General features: G+C 62.5%; 12 protein-coding genes. 5 read left to right on the top strand and 7 right to left on the bottom strand.

What is annotated here, in order from left to right; all coding sequences use genetic code 11:
- Positions 1 to 77: 77 nt before the first annotated feature.
- The 6 genes from MRY80_RS10690 to MRY80_RS10665 all read right to left on the bottom strand — a co-directional run bounded on the left by MRY80_RS10690 (position 78) and on the right by MRY80_RS10665 (position 11,844).
- Positions 78 to 5,378, bottom strand: coding sequence for an autotransporter domain-containing protein (locus tag MRY80_RS10690; protein ID WP_293290871.1), 5,301 nt, complete (start codon positions 5,376 to 5,378; stop codon positions 78 to 80).
- A gap of 698 nt (positions 5,379 to 6,076) precedes the next feature.
- Positions 6,077 to 7,387 (bottom strand): TRAP transporter large permease, encoded by a 1,311-nt coding sequence (locus MRY80_RS10685; protein ID WP_293290869.1) that lies wholly within the window; start codon positions 7,385 to 7,387, stop codon positions 6,077 to 6,079.
- 17 nt (positions 7,388 to 7,404) lie between these two features.
- Positions 7,405 to 7,935: a TRAP transporter small permease subunit gene (locus MRY80_RS10680; protein ID WP_293290867.1), complete on the bottom strand. Its 531-nt coding sequence runs from the start codon at positions 7,933 to 7,935 to the stop codon at positions 7,405 to 7,407.
- Positions 7,932 to 8,924 carry a TRAP transporter substrate-binding protein gene (locus MRY80_RS10675; protein WP_293290866.1) on the bottom strand — a complete coding sequence of 331 codons (993 nt, stop codon included), beginning with the start codon at positions 8,922 to 8,924 and terminating at the stop codon, positions 7,932 to 7,934. Before MRY80_RS10675 ends, MRY80_RS10680 begins: the two co-directional genes overlap by 4 nt.
- 85 nt (positions 8,925 to 9,009) lie before the next feature.
- A complete protein-coding gene (locus MRY80_RS10670; protein ID WP_293290863.1) occupies positions 9,010 to 10,602 on the bottom strand; it encodes a carboxyl transferase domain-containing protein in 1,593 nt (530 codons plus the stop codon).
- A 3-nt stretch (positions 10,603 to 10,605) separates the two neighbouring features.
- Complete coding sequence (locus MRY80_RS10665) at positions 10,606 to 11,844, bottom strand: CoA transferase (RefSeq protein ID WP_293290861.1); 1,239 nt, start codon at positions 11,842 to 11,844, stop codon at positions 10,606 to 10,608.
- Positions 11,845 to 12,013: 169 nt separating this feature from the next.
- Between MRY80_RS10665 and MRY80_RS10660 the strand changes: the two genes are divergently transcribed.
- The 5 genes from MRY80_RS10660 to MRY80_RS10640 all read left to right on the top strand — a co-directional run bounded on the left by MRY80_RS10660 (position 12,014) and on the right by MRY80_RS10640 (position 16,609).
- Positions 12,014 to 13,537: a carboxyl transferase domain-containing protein gene (locus MRY80_RS10660; RefSeq protein WP_293290858.1), complete on the top strand. Its 1,524-nt coding sequence runs from the start codon at positions 12,014 to 12,016 to the stop codon at positions 13,535 to 13,537.
- Positions 13,538 to 13,546: 9 nt separating this feature from the next.
- Positions 13,547 to 14,890, top strand: coding sequence for a biotin carboxylase N-terminal domain-containing protein (locus MRY80_RS10655; protein WP_293290856.1), 1,344 nt, complete (start codon positions 13,547 to 13,549; stop codon positions 14,888 to 14,890).
- 12 nt (positions 14,891 to 14,902) lie between these two features.
- Positions 14,903 to 15,127 (top strand): acetyl-CoA carboxylase biotin carboxyl carrier protein subunit, encoded by a 225-nt coding sequence (locus MRY80_RS10650; protein WP_293290853.1) that lies wholly within the window; start codon positions 14,903 to 14,905, stop codon positions 15,125 to 15,127.
- Positions 15,128 to 15,158: 31 nt separating this feature from the next.
- Complete coding sequence (locus MRY80_RS10645) at positions 15,159 to 15,737, top strand: biotin transporter BioY (RefSeq protein ID WP_293290851.1); 579 nt, start codon at positions 15,159 to 15,161, stop codon at positions 15,735 to 15,737.
- A gap of 206 nt (positions 15,738 to 15,943) precedes the next feature.
- Entirely contained in the window at positions 15,944 to 16,609 is a 666-nt protein-coding gene (locus tag MRY80_RS10640) for a GntR family transcriptional regulator (RefSeq protein ID WP_293290848.1), read from the top strand.
- Between the two features lie 127 nt (positions 16,610 to 16,736).
- Here MRY80_RS10640 and MRY80_RS10635 read toward each other — a convergent pair.
- On the bottom strand, positions 16,737 to 18,724 hold a 1,988-nt coding region (locus MRY80_RS10635; RefSeq protein WP_293290846.1), incomplete at its 5' end, for an autotransporter outer membrane beta-barrel domain-containing protein.

Genomic DNA, 18,724 nt, shown 5'->3' with positions numbered 1-18,724 from the left:
CAAACCTTCGCCAGTTCGATCGCCACCGGGTGCGGGCGCGAGCCTACTCTTCGGCCGGTCTCCCCACCTCGATGAAGTCAAAACTTCATTCGAAGCGATATTTGGCCACGATGGCTGGTGGAACTTGAAGAGAGCGTTGCGCGGTATGCGGCATTCACCGAGACGTTCTCGCTCACCGAAATGCCAAGGCCGGCGCTCAAATCAAGAATGTGGTCGCCGAGCGATGCGCCGACATCGGTGAAATCTGCCGCCGCTGCCCCGGCGATCGACGAGTTGACTGTCGCCGCGTCCGCGCCAAAGCCGTGGCTGTATTTCACGCTGCCGGAAGGCGTGATGATCATTCCCGACGCGGTCTCGAACCGGGCGGCAAATTCCAGCCCGGCACCGAGAAAAGTCCGGGCGAAGCTTGAATTATCGACCGTCAGATTGAGGATACCGGCACCCGTCTCGACATAACCATCGCGCTGGACATGAACGTGGTCGACCGACAAGACCGGCGCGATCCGAAGCCCATGCGACCCTCCGAGCCCCAAGGTAGAAGCGATATCGTAGGATGCCTGCGCGCTTGCTGCGAAGACGCCACCACTCGTACTCGCCATTGCGAAGGCCGGCGCGGCGCCTTCTATCGGGATCGTGCGGGAAATTTCGTAATTCTGGAAGCCGTAGGATAGCGCGCCGGAAACGAGCAGCGGTCCGTCAAGAAAACTCGCGTAAGCGCCGAAATGGATGGTCTTGATATCGGCCGCGGCGAGCCTCTTATCCAGATTGGACACCGAATAGCCGCCGGCTATCCCGCCCAGCAGGGTTCCTGAACCCATGTGCCCCGCAAAATCGAAGCCTGCCGCAAGACCACCAGTCGCCTGATCGAAGCCGGGGGAAACGCTGCTTTCATTGACACTTCCGTATCCGCCCAGACCGCCGAGCCAGAACGCCGTCGCAGGCCAAACTTGATTGTCGTCGCCAGACACACCCGGCGCGGCGCCAAGCATCCCGATGGTGCTATCTTGGTCGCCGAGGCCGGCATACATGCTCGCATAGCCCAGCGCATCATCCATTGACCTTCCGCCGAGGCTCGCAGCCAGCTGAAGGCCATTCATGCGCATTTGCAGCATCTCGTCGAACAGGCGGCCAGCCAGCAACCCGCCCTCAAGGCTGTCGGCGAGGATGGATTTGTCGGAATAATTCGGCGGCGTGGGCCCCGTTCCGTCCCTGGTGTATCCGATGTTGACGGCGTTGGCCGAATAGGTGGCCACTACGTCGACGTCCGGCAGGTTGTCGGTGACGGTGTCGAAGGTGCCCGTCACCCCGCCGTCGGCGGTCAGAATCGTATAGGTCTGGGCATTGGGAAATCCGGTCGGATAGCCAAGGCCGAATACGGACAGCGTGCCGGCAATCGTCGCCGTACCCGTCGCGTCGATGCGGTCGGCCGTTCCGTCGCCTGCAATCTCGATGTCCAGAACACCGGTCGATTCCAACACCAGGCCGCCGAGAAGGTTGGTCGTGCCGATGGAACTGCCAGGGGCAATTGTGCCGCTGTTGCGCAGAACACCGCCACCCAGATCGACGGTGACGCCCGAGTTGAAGCGGCCACCGGCCAGATTGTTGAAGCTGTTCACGCCGCCGCCAAGCAGAATGCTGCCGGTGATCGTTCCTGCATTGTTGATCGTCTCGCTGCCGTCGAGGCCACGCACGGCAACGCCCGACAATGCGGCAATGGAGCCCGCATCGACGTTCAGGATGCCGGTGGAACCGGAAGGACCTCGGAATTCGACGGCGGTGCCGCTTTCACCTGTTCCGCCCAAAATGGAACCGCCGGCGATGGTTACGGTTGCCGTGGTGTCCGCCGTGCCGCGGGTGCGCACTCCATCGGCATTCTCGCCGGTAACCGAGATGTCGCCGTTCAACGTTATGTCGATGTCACCGAAAGAGTTCGGGTTTGCCGTGCGAAAAATGGCAGCGACGCCATGCACGTTCGCATTGGTCGATGTGATGTCGCCTGTGACGTTGACCGTCATGTTGCGCGGGCTGAGCGATACGAGGGAAACGCCGGCGCTCAGGCGCTGGTTATCCAGAAATCCCGCAGAATCGACGATTCCGAGGCCTTCAGCAAATGTTATGTCGCCGGTGAGATCGACATTCATGTCGACAGCCTGCGTGCCGAAGAAACTGCCCGTCTCGATCAGGATTCCGGAGCCGATCACGGTGTTCCCGATGCCTTCGAGTGAAACGCGGATGTCGCCGGTGTGGTTTATCGCAACAGTCCCGTCCCGGTCCGTGTTGGCTTCGATCGCGCCGGTGAAATCTGCGGCAGTCGCATCGATATTGCCGCGCGAATTGATCACGAGGCTTTCGCCGCCGGAGCCGAAAATGCCGGTGGCTCCTGAATCTATGTTGCCTTCATGCTCGATGAGCGTGTTGACGCCGCCCGAACCAAGGATGCCGTAGTAGCTGCTGCTGAAGATATCGCCTGTCGAGCGGATCGTTATGTCTCCAACGCCGCCGATCCTGCCTGTGATGCCGCTGCCAAACCCTCCGTTGGCGGTAATGTCGCCAGAGGACGATATGTCGATATCGCCGTCCCCTTCCACATCGGCGCCAATACCTCCGGCAGACTCACCATCGACGACAGACAGATTTCCGACCGAGTTGATGGTGATGTTGCCATCTCCGACATCATCGTCGCCAACCACGGCAACAATGGCGTTATCGCCCCCTGACGCAAGATCGGCGGTGTTGTCGATCGTGATGTTGCCGCCCCGCCGAGCCAGGGCATAAATCGAGTCATGCTGTGTCCTGATGGCCCCGGTATTGGTGATGCTTATGTCGCCGACTTCCCGCACCGACGCCAGCAATCCCTTCGACAACCCGCCGGTCGTGACGATCTCGCCAGAGTTGGTGATGGTGACCCCGCCGTTTTCGTTCTGTGTTTCACCGATGACGGCGTGTGTATCGATGGCGGTCGTCGAGATGTCCGAAGACGACGTGATCGACACATCGCCACCGCCGGTGGTCACACCGACGATCCCATTAGCATTCCTGCCAAGCGTCGAGATGTCCCCGGCCGACTCGATGCTGACCGCACCGCCGGTGTTGAACACCTCTATGCCTCTCTGTCCCTGGCCAACCGTGCTGATGCCGTGCACCCCCGTGTCGATGTCGGCGAAGAAGCCGGACGGGTTGTTGACCAGCACCTCTACCGCCGCCGCTCCGGATGGTGCGCCGACCGTTTGCGTCAGGTTCTCGACCACGAGCTGGTTGGACGTCAGCGACGCGAAATCCGGCGTCAGGCCGATATTGGTGATCCCGTCCGACTGGTTTCCCGAACACACGACAACCCCGGCGACCGCGGAACAGTCCCCGGTCGTGAAGATCCCGTCGGTCGTCAGCACCGCGGCGAGCTGCGACCGGTCGCGGGCGATCAGCGGCACGATCTCGAAGTTGGCGAGATTGTCCGTCACGCTGGAAAATGTGCCGTATATTCCGCCCGATGCGTCGGCGATGGAGAACACGTCGTTGACGGCGAATGTGTTTTCGGGCGTCGTCGCGTTGATGTCCAGCGTGCCGTTCAGGGTGAACTGGCCGTCGACGCTCGTCGCGTCCGAGCCGATGTCGGATATGTCGACCTGATAGGTGGCGCCTTCGTTGGAATACAGGTTCCCGGTGACCTGAGTCGTGCCGAGCGTGCCAAGTCCGAATGGCGAAAACGTACCGTCATTGACGACAAATCTGCCTGCCCCGACGATGACATCTGAGTCCGGAGCAAAGGTTGCGCCGGCCAGATTGTTGATCCGGTTGTTCCCGCCGGACCGCAGCAACACACTGCCGTCCATCAGGCCGGAATTGTTGATCGTCGTTGCGCCCGCATTGCTGACGACAGCGGTGCCGGAGGCGGCAGTCAGGGTCGTCGACGCGTCGGTGTTGATGGTGACAAAGGCATTCTCGACGCCTGCGACATTGGGAATGTCGATCGCGGCACCAGTGCCACCTGCAAAAACGCCGCCGCTCAGATCGAAGAACGCCCCGCCCGCGCCAACTTCGACCTGAAACGCTGATCCTGTCGCGCTCACATTTCCGGTGAAGGCAAACGACCCGAACATGTTGTCGTCGAGCCCCGCGAAGACGCCGGCAGAGCCGGCCCCCGTCGCGAGGATATCTCCGGTCGAGGTGATGCTGGCGAGCGTGCCGACCGCAGGTTCTCCGCCCCGGAGCAGATAGATGCCAGCTGAACCGTCACCTGATGCAGTGATGTCGCCTTCCGATGTGATCGTGACGTCGCCATTGAATACCGATGCGAATCCATGAGCTCCGACGCCGTTCGTTGTCACGTTGCCGGTGCTTGTGAGCGACAGGTTGCCGTTGTTCGCCGCAAACAAGATGCCGTGCTGATCATCTCCCGTAACCTCGACATTTCCGTCATTCGTGACGTCGACAGTCCCATTACTCGTCACCGCACTGATGCCCTGCGCATTCGTGGTCGTGATATTGCCGGTGCTCGAAAGCGAGATATTGCCGGTATCGACAATGATTGCTTCGAGAGCGGGCTGACCGCCATCCGCCGAGATGTTTCCGGAACTCGTTATCGATATGTCCCCCGACACCGTATTCGCGCTAATCGCTTCCACTCCATCGCCAGACACCGCGATGTCGCCTGCATTCGTAATGCTGACGTTACCGATGTTTGCCGCAGCGTTTATCCCGACCGCGTTGGTCGTGGTGATGTTGCCTGTGGTATCGACTGTGACATTGCCGGTATCGCCGACCGATGCGTTGATCGCCTCGCCGAATCCGGCCGGGTCGAGGTTGGTGTTGACGGTGATATCTCCAACCGACGTGACAGTGACGCTGCCGCTGCCGCCTACGAACGCCGAGATGCCCTGCATCCTTGTGCCATTGGCGGAAATATTCGCTTCGGAATTGACGATCACATCGCCATTGAACGGCGGAACCGGATTGCCTGTCGCAAGTCCGGCATTTATGCCCGCAGCGAGATCCCCTGTGATGAAGATCCCGTTGGGAGCGCGCACGGTGATGTCGTAGAGCCCGACATCGTCGCCGCTCGCGTCGACGCCGGAATTGCCGGCGACGGGTGTGATCGCGGTCGTCGAATCGATGATGAATATCTGTGTGGGCGGCGAGGCGTAATCCGTTGGCTCCAGGACGCCCGCGGATTGGTCGCCCGTACAGGTCACCGTGTTTCCGTCTTGAAGGCACGGACCCGGCCCGGCATGACCTGCGCGCGGGAGAAGGACGAGCGCCGCGACCGCCGCAATCGCAATCGCGCCAAGGAAGCGCATCGCGGGCGTTGAACCCATCGACAGCGTCACACCGGCAAGCGCCCTGGTGGCCCGCTCGACACCGGCGCCGGGTTTGTCGGGCATTTCGGATTTCGAAACCGCAAACCCCGGCAGGACCGCCCCTGAGTTGCTGCTCGCCTTCTTCGTTACACTGCGCACGATCACGTCCCCAAATGGTGTCTGCGGCCAAAACCACCGGAGGGTTGCAAAAGCACAATAGGTCAGCGATCGAGCGCGTTTGTCAGCGCTCGCATCTTCTGCATTTCCGATCAATTTTGGATGACTACAATTTATTTGCGCGAATATTTGCAGTCAATTGAATGCCGTCTTTTCAAATTGAAAATCTACGCGTGCTTTTCGCCGAAACCGGCAAATTAAATTCATGAATTTCATACACTTGTCGGGGAGCAATACACGGCGGCTTCTGCAGCGATTTGCAATTTGAAAAATGCCGCGCCGCAACCCCGATCATCTGATTATTTCACCGTCGATTCGTTGCCGAGATTCGTGACACCGGGACTGCTGCCGGTTCGGCCGGGGACGTCCGGAAACCCTGGTCACCGGCCGCCGACCGGCTGAAACCGGAAGGTCGCGCTGGACGACCCGTCCGGCCTCGGGGCGGAAAGTCTGGATGGCCTGGGACTGACCTGGGACCGACCTGCGCCCGGCGATGCCGAACCGGCCAGTGTGGCGGCGCTCAGTTTGCCTTCGGGCCGCGTTGTGTGGGCAGAACCGGGAAACATCGGGTTCCCGGTCGTCGCGGCCGCTGGAAGGCGATCACGTCACTGGATCATGCCGGGCAGCCAAAGGGCAATCTGCGGGAATGCGATGAGAATGCCGAGGCAGACGAAGAGAAGGGCCGCATAGGGCATCGTCCCCAGCAGGGCTTCGCGCAATGACACGCCCGCCACGGCCTTGAGCACGAAAATGTTGAGGCCCACCGGCGGTGTGACGAGCGCCAGTTCCATGTTCAGGGCCACGACAACCCCGAACCAGATCGGGTCGAAGCCGAGTGAAACGATCACCGGGAACAGGAGCGGCACCGTCAGAATGGTGATCGCGGCGGCGTCCATGAACATGCCCAGGACCAGCAGAAGCAGATTGATGAGGAGCAGGACCTGCCAGGGTTCAAGCCCGGATTCGGTGATCACCCCGATCAGATAGGTCGAAAGGTTCATCATGGTGGAGGCACGGGCCAGAAGCAGTCCGCCATAGATGATGAACCCCATCATGCTTGTGGTCTGGACCGCTTCGACCAGGATCTCGACGAACCTGCTGCGATTGACGCTCTTGAGCACAAACACGCCGATCAGAAGCGCGATGACCGCGCCAAGCCCGCCTGCCTCGGTCGGCGTCACGACCCCCAGGAATATCCCGCCGATGACCGCGACGATCAGGACAAGTCCCGTCCATGCCTTGCGCAGGGCCTGGAATTTCACTGCCCAGCCGGGTGCTTCCTCGGTGACCTCGGTGGAGTTCAAGTCGGGCCGCAACCGGAACAAGACGGTGTTGAACGCAATCACCGCACTCACGATCATCAATCCGGGCACGATGCCGGCCATGAAGAGCTTGGTGATCGAGGTTTCCGTCAGCACCCCGTAAAGGATGAAGTAGTTGCTTGGGGGGATCATGATCCCCAGCGTTCCGCCAACTGCGACGGCGCCGATGCCGAGCCTCAGATTGTGTCCGCGCCGTTTCATCTCGGGCAGCACGAAGCCGCCGATCGCCGCGGCGGTCGCCACCGACGAACTCGACATGGCTGCGAAGATCGCACACGAGACGACGGCCGCCGAATGCAGCGCGCCGGGGACTTTGTGCAGCCATTTGATGACGAGGTCGACGATGTTCGCGCCGATGCCGGAAGCCTTGATCGTCGAACTCATCAGCATGAAGAGCGGAATGGCGAGCAGGCCGAAATGCGACAGCTGATAGACAGCGGTGCCGCCAGCCATCACGATCAGTGTCGAGGTGCCGCCGACATAGAACAGGCTGAGCAAGCCCACGCTGCCGAGCGCGATGGCGACGGGCAGCCCGAGAAAGATCGCGAACAGCATGCCGGCGATGAAAAGAAGACCGATGACCTCGACAGACATACAGGTGTTTCCGTTTCCTAACGTGAGCTCTTCGAGCTTGAAGCGGGTGTTTGCTTCCACTTCCGCAGATTTTCAAACACGTGGGAAAGGAGGCTGAGTTCCATTGCGACGCACCCGATCGGCACGATGGCGATGAACCACCAGAACGGCAGCGGAACACTCCCGTCGGTGAGCCGGCCGGTCAGGTAATAGCGCTGGGCGATGACCGCGCCGGCATAGAGAACGGCGCCAACGAACACCATCGAGACCAGGGGGACCACGATGTCGTACATGAAGCGCGCAAGCCGCTTCGGCGCGACGAGCGAGAGAATTTCGATGGAGACGTGCGAACCCGCGACGAATGCCGCCGCGAGCCCGAAGAAGACAACGAAAAGAAAGATGTAGCCGCCCGCTTCCGTCAGGAGCGCGATGTCCTTGTGGAAGCCGTATCGCAACGTCGCATTGAGGGTGACGCAGATCGCGGTCAGGACCAGGACGGCTCCGGCGATCATCTGCAGGAACCAGGCGACGGCGTGTGACAGGGCCTGGAAGCGGGCGGCAAGTTTCATCGTGTCTGATCCGCGATGTCGGCGAACGGCTGAATATCAGGATTGTCGGCGATGGCCTTGTCCAGAATGGGCCGCGAGCGGGACACGAACAGGGCCTTTTCCTCTGCGGTCAGCTTGTGGACCTGAGCGCCGGCCTTCTCCCACTTGTCAAAGCACGCCTCCTCGTCATCCGCGATCATGCTGGTCCATTCCAGGTCTTCCATGTCCTTGGCTGCCTGTTGGACGATCTCCTGCAGATCGGCAGGCAGGCCGTTGTAGAAGCCGGCATTGATACCCAGCCCTTCACCACCTTGAGACATGTCGGCAAAGGTCACGAATTTGAGGTGCTCGACCCAGCCGCGCGACGTGTGGGCCGCGCAGTTCGTTGTCACTGCGTCGATGACATTGCGTTCGATCGCGGAATCGACTTCGCCCAGCGGAACCGACAGCGGATTGGCGCCGAGAGCCGAAAGCAATTCGGAGATCGCCGGGCCGAGGCTGCGGACACGCTCTCCGCTGAACGCGTCCTCGGAGGTAAGGAACTTGCCCTTGTCCATCAGGTGCAGCGCGCCCTTGTGGTAGTAGTTCAGCAGCACGATGTTGTGTTTTGCATATTCGGGCACCAGCAGGTCCTTGATCCCGCCCTCAACCGCCCGGCGGAAATGCGACGCGTCGTCGAACATGAACGGGTAGGTGAAATATTGCAGGGACGGAATGATGCCGGTTTGGTAATTGCCCGGCATCGGCGCGGCCTGAACGACGTTGTTTTCAACCGCGTCAAGCGCTTCACGGCCGGAGACCAGCGTTTCGGCCGGATAGACCTCGACCTTGATACGGCCTTCGGACTTCGCCTCAACCTCCTCGGCGAAAAGCTTCAGCCCGGCTGCCTGGATGTGAACATCGGGATAGTGATGTGCCAGCTTGAGAGTGAAGTCCCGAGCTGCTGCCGGAGCAAGACAGCTCACCAGGGTTGTGCCTGTTAGGATTGCGCCAAGCGCGAGTCTGGTCAAATTCATTCCGGTTCCTCCCTTTTGAAATTTGAACGACCAATCGAGTGGGCAAAGGTTGGAGAAGCTCTCGAACTCCGCCCGGGATTCAGTTCACGATGCCGACACCCTCCGCGGTGAGTTTCAGACGGTCCTGGCAAAGATCGATCCAATCGCACAGCAACGGCCGCGTTTTCTTCGGTTCGATGATGTCCACGATGAAGAAGCGCTCGGCCGTCCGCATGGGCGAACTGAGGCGCCCGTAATGGGCCTCGAGTTCCTCTCGCTTGCGATCCGGATCGTCGGCGCCCGCGATTTCGCGCTTGTAGGCCGCCGCCACCCCGCCTTCGATCGGGATCGATCCCCAGCGTGCGGAGGGCCATCCGAAGCGGTGGTTGAGCGGCCTGCGCCCGCCGTCGCGTCCGAATTGCGCACCGTGCAATCCCCCCGCCAGGCCGAAGGCCCGGCGGATGACGACGGTGACCCAGGGAACGGTTGCCCGTTCGATGGCCTTCATCACCCTGAGGGCGCCGGTCAGTGTCGCCGCGCGCTCCGCCTCTGGGCCCGTCATGTTGCCGGGCTGGTCGACGAAATTGACCACCGGCAGGTGAAAACGGTCGCAGAGTTCGACGAAGCGCTCGACCTTGTTGGCGGATGTCAGCGTCATGGCGCCGCCTGCTTCCCGCGTGTCGCCGATCATGACGCCGACCGGAACGCCGTCGAGGCGGGCCAGCATGGTGAGGATGGATTTGCCGTGATAGCGGCCGATCTCGAACACGCTGTCCTTGTCGACGATCGCCTCGACGATCTTGCGCGGATCAAAGACCTTGCGCCGGTTCCTGGGGATGGCGGTGTTCAACCATTCTTCCTCGCGGTCGCGCGGATCGCCCGTGTCGAGGCGTTCGGGAAGGCTCCAGACATTGCGTGGCATGTAGGACAGGAAGGCCCGCACCTGGCGTAGCGCATCCTCTTCGTCGACGGCCTCATTGTCCACCATGCCGCTGTGGCGGGAATGGACCATGTAGCCGCCGAGATCGTTCTTGTCGATTTCGATGCCGAGGGCCTGCTTCACCACCGGCGGCCCTGCCGCGAACACCTGGCTGGTATCGCGAACCATGATGGAGAAATGCGAAGCGATCACCTTGAGCGCGCCCAGCCCGGCGCAGGATCCCATCGCCACGCCGACCACGGGAACCGCCTCGAGCAGCGGCAGGATGGGCCATTTGGAATAGTCGGGGAAGCGGGTGGTCTGGTTCTGGTCGAGGAGCTTCACGCTCCCGCCGGCGGTGTCCACCAGCCGGACCAGCGGCGTCGCGGCTTCGAGCGCCAGCCGCTCGGCATAGACCCATTTGTCGGGATTGGCCGCCTCCGACGACCCGCCGCGAATGGTGAAATCGTCCGCCGCCACGCAGACGTGACGCTTGTCGATGCGGCCGGTTCCCGTCACGCTGTTTGCGGGGGTGAAGTCTTCCAGTGTTCCGTCGTCGGCATAGGTGGCCTTGCCCACCAGGCTGCCATACTCCCTGAAGGAGTCCGGATCGCACAGCTTCTCGATCCGTTCGCGGGCCGTCAGCTTGCCGAAACCGTGTTGCCGCGCGACGGAATCGGCGCCGCCCATCTGCCCGGCGATGTGTCTGCGGCGATGCAGATCGTCGATCTCGTCGTCCCAGCCGCCTTCGTTTTCCAGCTTCCCTCGAACCACCGTCTAGACCTTTGCTGCGTGCCGGACCGCCGGCTCCTGCGCGCCGGAATACGGCGACTGAAAGATGATTTGGCGTGCTGCAAGATCTTGGACCTCGGAGGCTGTGAGGCCCAGCAAACGCTCCAGCACGCCAAAAGTGTCCTGGCCGATGCGATGCCCCAGATGGCGGATCTCGCCGGGCGTATCGGACAGTTTCGGCACCACGCCCGCCACCGTGACCGACCCGAGATCGGGATGCGGGACAGGGACCAGCATGTCGCGGGCCGCGAAATGCTCGTCAGTGAAGATGTCGGCGACGGTGTTGACCCGGGAAGCGGGTACGCCAGCGTCTTCCAGAAGGCCGATCGCGGTCTCGCTGTCGACGGTGCGCGCCCATTTGGCCACTTCCTGGTCGAGGGCGTCGTCATTTTCGCTGCGGTCGCGAATGTTGAGAAACCGGGGGTCGGTGATGAGCTCTTCCTGCCCCATGGCCTGCGCCAGCCGATGAAACACGGCATTGTTGTTGGCGGCGATCAGCACATAGGTGTCGTCGGCCGTCAGGTAGAGGTTGTTCGGTGCGGTGCCGGGGAGTTTCGAGCCCTGCCGTGAAGGGACCGTGCCGAGACGATCATAGGTCGGCACCACCGATTCCATCATGCTGAAGGCGGCCTCGTAGAGCGCGGCATCGACCACCTGGCCCTTGCCGGTTTCCTTTGCGTTCAGCAGCGCCACCATCGCGCCGAATGCGGCATAGACCGAGGTCAGATAGTCGGTCGTGGCGAGGGCGACGCGAGACGGCGGCCGGTCGGGTTCGCCCGTCATGTGGCGAACGCCGGCGAAGGCCTCGCAGATCGCCCCATAACCCGCCTTGGCGGAATAGGGGCCGTCCTGGCCGTAGCCGCTGATGCGCACGAGGACGAGTTTGGGGTTCGCCGCGGAAAGGGTCGCGTAGTCCAACCCCAGTCGCTCGAGAGTGCCGGGCCGGAAGTTCTCAACGACAATGTCGCATCGGGTGGCGAGGTCATGAACGATCCGCCGTCCCTCTTCGGTCTTGATGTTGACCGAGATGGATTCCTTGTTCCGCAAAATGGCCGCGCCATAGAGCGACACGCCGTGGTCCTGACCGCCAATCCCGCGGACCGAGTCCCCGTCGCGCGGCTCGACCTTGATCACCTCGGCTCCAAAATCAGCCATGAGCCGCGTGCAGGCGGGCCCGGCAATGGTGCTGCACAGTTCCAGCACCCGGTACCCCGAAAGCGGCATCCGGTTTGCCCCGCCTCCCTGGCGATCGCCACTTTGTCGTGATGGCACTTGACCCTCCTCGCTTTTCTCGAACTATTCGGCGACGCCGACGTGTTGTCAACACGATTGTAAATAAAATTTTTGTTGACAATCCTACATCGGATGCCGGTATGGTCGGACAGGAGGAACAATGGACAATCCACAGCACGAGTTTGAAGAACGGCGCGACCGTGCGCTGGCCATGGGCGGGCCCGCACGTCTGGACAGGCGAAGAGCCAGCGGCGTGCTGAATGCCCGCGAACGGCTTGCGCTCCTGTTCGATGCAGGGCGGTTCGATGAGGTCGGACTGTTTGCAACGGCCGAACGCCCCGAAGACAGGCACCGGACGCCTGCCGATGGCAAGGTCGTCGGCTTCGGCGAGATCGAGGGGCGCCGGGCCGGTGCCGTTTCCAATGACATGACCGTTCTGGGCGCTTCCAGCAGCACCGTGAACGCCCGAAAGATAGCCTACGCCAAGGACGTCGCGCTCAAGAACGGCCTGCCGCTGGTATTCCTGGGCGAATCCTCAGGCGGACGCATCCAGGACAATATGGGCGCGCGCGGCATGGGAGCGTCGAGCTGGGATCCGCAACAATATGTGCGCACCCGCGAAACCCCGTGGGCAAGCGCGGTCCTCGGGCCATGTTTCGGATCGTCCGCCTGGTACACCTGCATGGCCGACTACGCCGTGATGCGCAAAGGGGCGGTGCTGGCCGTCGCCAGTTCGAAGGTCACCTCGCAGGCAATCGGGCAGTTCGTGGATGCGGAGGAACTCGGGGGCTGGGAGATGCACGCCGAGGTGACGGGGCTGGTGGATCAGTTCGTCGACACGGACGAGGAGGCCATCGCGGCCATCCGCGAGTTTCTCTCCTACATGCCCTCGCATGCCGGAGAAGCCCCGCCCAGGCGGTCCGGCAAAGCGCCGGCGACCGACCCGCGAACGCTGGAGGACATCGTGCCCCTGGACCGGGCCAAGGTCTACAGCATGTACAAGGTCATCGACGCGATTGTCGACGCGGGCAGTTTCTTCGATCTGAAGCGCCGGTTCGCCCCCTCGCTGATAACGGGGCTGGCGAGGCTCGACGGCCAGACAGTCGGCATCATGGCCAACAATCCCGCAAAAAAGGGCGGCGCGGTGGATTACGACGCCTGCGACAAGGCGATCTCGTTCCTTGTCTTGTGCGACTCATTCCACATCCCCGTCATCCAGCTGGTTGATCAGCCCGGGTTCCTCGTCGGGGTTCAGGGCGAGCGTCGCGGCATGCCTGCCAAGATCATGAGCAACATCCAGGCGCTGCAAATGTGCACGGTACCCAAGCTCTCCGTGGTGCTGCGCAAGAGCTACGGCGCTGCCTATGTGAATATGGGCGGCGGACGCAATTCCGATGACTTTTCCGTCTGGAACCGCGCCGAGGTCAGTTTCATGGACCCGGGGATCGCGGTGGCCATCGCGCATGGCGTTGACCGGGGGACCGACCCCGAGAAGTTCGCGGAGCTGCGCACCAAAGTCGAGGCGGACAACTCGCCTTATGAGATTGCGGGAATGTTCGCGGCGCAGTCGGTCATCACGCCGGCGATGACCCGCGACCATCTGGTCTCCGCTCTGGCCGTGCACACGCGCGCCCGAACCAACGGGTTGGGGAGAAGACGGCTGGCCGACTGGCCCTACAGATGAATGGCATCGATGTATAAGACGATTCTGATCGCCAATCGGGGTGCTGTCGCCGCCCGGGTCATGCGAACCGCAAAGCGCATGGGCAGGGAGGTGGGTGTGGTCCACTCGCCCGCGGATGCGGACCTTCCCTATGTCGGGCAGGCCGCGTTCAGGGCGGAAGCCCCGGGCAACAGGGCCAGCGAAAGCTATCTTGACCAGGACTTCATCATTGCGGCCGCAAAGCGCTTCGGCGCGGACGCCATCCATCCGGGCTACGGGTTCCTGTCCGAAAACCCGGGATTTGCGCAGAAATGCGCCGAGGCGGGCGTCGCTTTCATAGGTCCCTCGCCGGATGTCATCCGCGCCATGGGCGAAAAAACCGAAGCACGCCGCAAGATGGCGGCTGCCGGCCTGCCCATGGTGCCCAGTTCGGGGGCCTTGCCTGACAGCGACGAGGCGGTGCTCAAGGCCGGAGATGAGCTGGGCTATCCCGTGCTTGTCAAACCCGCCAATGGCGGCGGCGGGATCGGAATGCAGCCGGCCCTCAGTTCCAGAGAATTGCTGGCGGCGGTGGCGCGCGCCAGAAGTGTGGCGAGCCGCGCATTCGCGGACGCAGAAGTCTATCTCGAGCGCCTTGTCGAGCGCCCCCGGCATATCGAGTTCCAGATCGCGGTCGACCGGTTCGGTAAGGCGCGGCACTTCTTCGAGCGCGACTGCTCGGTCCAGCGGCGGCATCAGAAGGTGATCGAGGAAGCGGGGGCTCCGGCGGTTCCGCGCGCCGAACTCGACGCGATGGGCGAGCGGGCCGCCGCCGCCGTTGCCGCGCTCGGCTATTCCACCATCGGCACGGTGGAGATGCTCTATCACCCCGACATCGGGTTCTCCTTCCTGGAAATGAACACGAGGCTGCAAGTGGAGCATGGCGTCACCGAGGAGGTCACCGGCACCGACCTCGTGGAGATCCAGATCCGGCTGGCTGAGGGCGAGGCCATGGACGCGGTGGCGCCGCGACCAAAACTGACCGGACATTCCGTGCAGGCCAGGATCTATGCCGAGGACCCCAAGACGTTCCTGCCCTCGCCGGGTGCGATCGCGGATTTCGACATGCCGGAAGGCGAAGGGATCAGAGTTGATACCGGCTTCGCGGCCGGAACGACGATCACACCCTTTTACGATCCCATGATCGCCAAAGTGATCGCCACCGGAACGGACCGGCCTGAGGCCATCGCGAAGCTGAGCGCTGCCCTGCGGCAAACCCGGATCAGCGGTCCGAAGACCAACATTCCGCTTCTGCTTCACATCCTGCAAGACGCGGATTTTGTTTCCGGCCGGGTCCATACCGGACTGATTTCCGGCCTTTCCCCCATTTCATAAGAGGAACCCGGCATGAGCAAGACCAAGGACATACGATCATCCCTGACAGGTACCGTCTGGAAGATTGACGCATCAGTTGGCGACAGCGTCTCGGAAGATGATCCGGTGGTCACGCTTGAATCCATGAAAATGGAGATTCCCGTCGGCGCGCCGCTTGACGGTGTCATTACCGAAATTCTGGTCACTGAAAACGATCTGGTCGAAGAAGGGCAGGTCATCGCCCGCATGAGCGTTTGACGCCTGGCCGCGATTATCAAGGAGACAAACCATGTTGACGCAAAAACTCACCGGCACCGCCAGCACATCGCGTTTGGGCTGGTTTGCGGCGGCGGCCGTCCTGGCAAATCTGCTGTTGATCGCCAGCGCCAAAATTCAGGTCCCATTCTGGCCTGTTCCCATGACCATGCAAACGGCCGCCATTCTGGCCGTCGGTATGGGATTTGGCGCGCGCGGCGCGCTGCTTGTTGTCGGAGCCTATCTTGTCGAGGGTGCGCTCGGTCTGCCCGTATTCGCAGGAACGCCGGAACGCGGCCTGGGACTTGCGTACATGGCAGGGCCGACCGGGGGATATCTCCTCGGCTTTCTTGTCGCCGCGGTGCTGACAGGGTGGGCTGCCGAGCGTGGCTGGCTGAGTTCGTTCTGGAAGGCGGCCGCCGGCATGGTGGCGGGGCACGCCCTCATCCTGACGCTTGGTGCGCTCTGGCTGGGGATCGCAATGGGCTGGGATGCCGCGTGGCGATCAGGTGTCGAGCCCTTCCTGTTGGCGACCCTGTTCAAGGCTGGACTGGGAGCGGCGTTGTTTGGCGCGCTCGGCACCCTGCGCACATGGCTGGAGGGTTCACGCTAAACGGTGAATCCGCCGCCCGGCCGGCTTGAATCAGGCGTTACCTGCGTCCAATAATGCCGGCCGGACTGCCCACCGCGGGCTGCGGCGTTCTCTTGCGCATGTTGCGCTGCTCGGCGTTGTGAATAGGTTGGCGACGGATGATTGACCCAGAAAGCTTCGCGAAACACCCCCCGCGCTACGCCTTTGCCTTCCGGCCGGAGGGTGCCATGCTCAGCCTTCCGGAGCAGATCGCGGATCGCATCTGCAACGCCATTCTTGCGGGGGAAATCGGGCCCGGCGAGCGCATTCAGGAAATCCCGGTTGCCACTGCGTTCAATGTGAGCCGGGGGCCGGTGCGCGAGGCGCTGCGGCTGCTTGAGAAGGAGGGGCTGGTGACCTTTTCTCCGCGGCGCGGCGCCCAGGTCACCGAACTGAGCATTGAGGAAGTCGAGCAATTGTTCGACATTCGGGCGGCGCTTTCCGTGCTCGCCGCACAGCAGGCCGCCAGGAGCATCGATCCGACGACTCTCGCGCGGCTGAGCGGAACCGTGGACGCGATGGTGCAGGGCGCCAATGGCGATCTCAGCGCGACCGACTACATCGCGCTGAGCTCTCAGGCCGGACAGATCGTCGCCGGCGCGTCAGGGAGCGCCAAGCTCGTCGACATGATCCAGTCCCTGTCGCGTCAAACGCTGCGTTATGCGCAATTGGGTCTGATGACCGAGGAGCGCAGAAAGCAGTCGTCCGGGCTTTGGGCGGAACTGGTTGAAGCCATAAGGACCGGGGACGCGGAGCGGGCCGGAGAAATCAACAGCCAGACGATCAGACTGTCCCGGGATGCGGCTGTACGGCAACTGAAAGAGCAGCGCAGCACGGAAGGCAAGACGTCCTGATTCCGGGCCCCTCTCGGATGATGGGGTCAGGTGATAGCGCGCGTGGACCCGATCCGGGGTTCTTGTTTCTCCGGAAGCATCGAAGCGGGACTGTGCGAACGCCGGCCCTGCGCCCGGACCGCCCTGATCAGAACCGAAGCGAGATGCCGCTGGTTCCGCGCACGGAGTAGCTCTCGCCGAAATTGCCGAGCCCCGTCAAAACACTGACTTCGCCATAGAGCGACTGGCCGGGCATCCATTCATGGGATCCGCCAAGGCCCACTTCGCCCGTCCACTCGTCGGCAGCGCTGTCGAATTGCCCGCCGGCGACATTGACACCGTAGCCACCCAGGAAATCGTGTCTGATGTTGGTGAGCACATACCCGCTGCTCGTTCCGCCCTGCGCGTTCGTGCCCGACCATTCCGCCGACAATCCCGTGCGCAGGATCAGGCTGTCACCGTCATCGAGCGAGACGTCGAAGCCGTTGGGATCGGTGAAGTCGTTGAAATCGATCGAACTGTAGACGAGTTGCGCCTGCGGCATGAGACGAACGCCGTTTTCGATGTCGATGCGCTGGCCGAGTTCCAGGCTCAGCGCATGACCGGTCGCATCCGTGCCGCTGGCGAGGGTTCCGAACCCGTCTGCAGCGATATCGCTCTCGAACCAGTTCCACTGCGCCTGGCTGTCGACATAGAACCCGTTGTTTGCGACCCATGTGGCGGACAGCCCGACACCGCGGGTCTTCGTCCCGATCATGCCGTCGCCCAGCGAATAGAGCACGTCGGCGTCAGCCTCGCCGTAATTGAGGGTCAGCCCGCCGAACAGGCTGCCGTTGGCGCCCTCGATCAACAAGGCGTCGAGGCCGCTCCGGGCCTGCCACTGGTTCTGGTCGATCTCGGCGTCGGACAGGCTGTCGGGCGCAAGGTGCGAATGCGAGCCGGATAGCAGCGTCCAGACCGCTTCGCTGCCGCCAGAAGCCGAACCTGCGCCACCGAAAGCGTCGGCCGCGGCGTGGACCGGGTCGAGGAAGCGGCCTCCGCCACGCTGCGCCAAGGTTGGCTGGCCCATCAGGCTGGCCAGCACTTGCGGATAAGCCTCATAGGCGGCGGCCGCACTGCTGGCGCGGGCGTTGGTCAGGAACCAGTCGTCACCGATCCGCTCCAAGTCCATGTAATAGACACCGACCATGGAGTTCGTCAGCAGGAAGTCGCCGTCGGTGGTGCCGCCCGTGGTGTCGACGACCAGAATGTCATTGCCGGAGGCATTGCCGAAGCCGTTGGCCGTGATGCTCACCGGACCGCCGGACAGGGTGCCCGTGATTTGAAGCTGGTCGGAAAGATCGGCGTCGAGATCGACGTCGATCGCCAACGAGCCGGATCCGGAGAAATCTCCGTCAACGACGAGTTTGTCGCCCGCCCCGCCGTCCCTCATGGTGATCGCGCCGCCGCCAAGCGTGAAACCGCCATTGATCGCAAGGGTCGAACCGCCGAAGATCGAAAGCTGCTCGGGCGCCATGAAGTCGCCGGCGAGCGTCAGCTCCGAATTGTCGAGGCTGATATGCTCCCAGTTCGTGATGAAGCCGGAAGTCTTGCTGGCAGTGACGTCGAAGAAGGACAGGATGTCGACCATGCCGTCGACCGAGCTCGAATCGTCTCCGCCGTCGAGCAGCGTGACGCCCGCGATGCTGTCGCCATAAAGCGTCAGGCTGTCGCTTCCGTCGCCAAGGCTCACTTCGCCGCTGAGCGAGCCACCCGCATTGACCGTGATGTCGGAATCGCCCAGGTCGTTGGTGATGGCCTTGCCGCTGGTCGCCGCCACCGACCCGTTGACGACGATCGTCGTCAGCGTGCCGGCCGACGAATGCGTGGCGATGCCGACGTCGCTGCCGCCTTGAATGGTCCCGTTGGTCGTGATGCTGATGGAACCGCTGCCGTCGTTGGTGGCGATGATGCCGTAGTCGTCGGCGTAGATGGTGTTGGCGACGATGGTGAGGTCGGTGCCGGTGCTGTCATTGTGGGCCTGGATGCCGTCGTTGGTGTCGGCGTCCACCCTTCCGGTCACCGTGATGGAAAGCGCGCCGCTGCCCTTGTTGTCGGCGCGGATGCCGTTCTTGCCGCCCGAGACGTCGTCGGCCT

The sequence above is a fragment of the Oricola sp. genome, from assembly GCF_022763245.1.
In the GTDB taxonomy this organism is placed as follows: domain Bacteria; phylum Pseudomonadota; class Alphaproteobacteria; order Rhizobiales; family Rhizobiaceae; genus Oricola.
The sequence above is the reverse complement of the archived record's forward strand: the minus strand, read 5'-3'. Positions and strand labels throughout refer to the sequence as shown.

Coding starts and splice junctions, on each gene's coding strand:
- MRY80_RS10645 (WP_293290851.1), top strand. CDS start 15,159: ATGTTGACGCAAAAACTCACCGGCACCGCCAGCACATCGCGTTTGGGC.
- MRY80_RS10660 (WP_293290858.1), top strand. CDS start 12,014: ATGGACAATCCACAGCACGAGTTTGAAGAACGGCGCGACCGTGCGCTG.
- MRY80_RS10685 (WP_293290869.1), bottom strand. CDS start 7,387: ATGTCTGTCGAGGTCATCGGTCTTCTTTTCATCGCCGGCATGCTGTTC.
- MRY80_RS10650 (WP_293290853.1), top strand. CDS start 14,903: ATGAGCAAGACCAAGGACATACGATCATCCCTGACAGGTACCGTCTGG.
- MRY80_RS10640 (WP_293290848.1), top strand. CDS start 15,944: ATGCTCAGCCTTCCGGAGCAGATCGCGGATCGCATCTGCAACGCCATT.
- MRY80_RS10665 (WP_293290861.1), bottom strand. CDS start 11,844: ATGCCGCTTTCGGGGTACCGGGTGCTGGAACTGTGCAGCACCATTGCC.
- MRY80_RS10690 (WP_293290871.1), bottom strand. CDS start 5,378: ATGCCCGACAAACCCGGCGCCGGTGTCGAGCGGGCCACCAGGGCGCTT.
- MRY80_RS10680 (WP_293290867.1), bottom strand. CDS start 7,935: ATGAAACTTGCCGCCCGCTTCCAGGCCCTGTCACACGCCGTCGCCTGG.
- MRY80_RS10655 (WP_293290856.1), top strand. CDS start 13,547: ATGTATAAGACGATTCTGATCGCCAATCGGGGTGCTGTCGCCGCCCGG.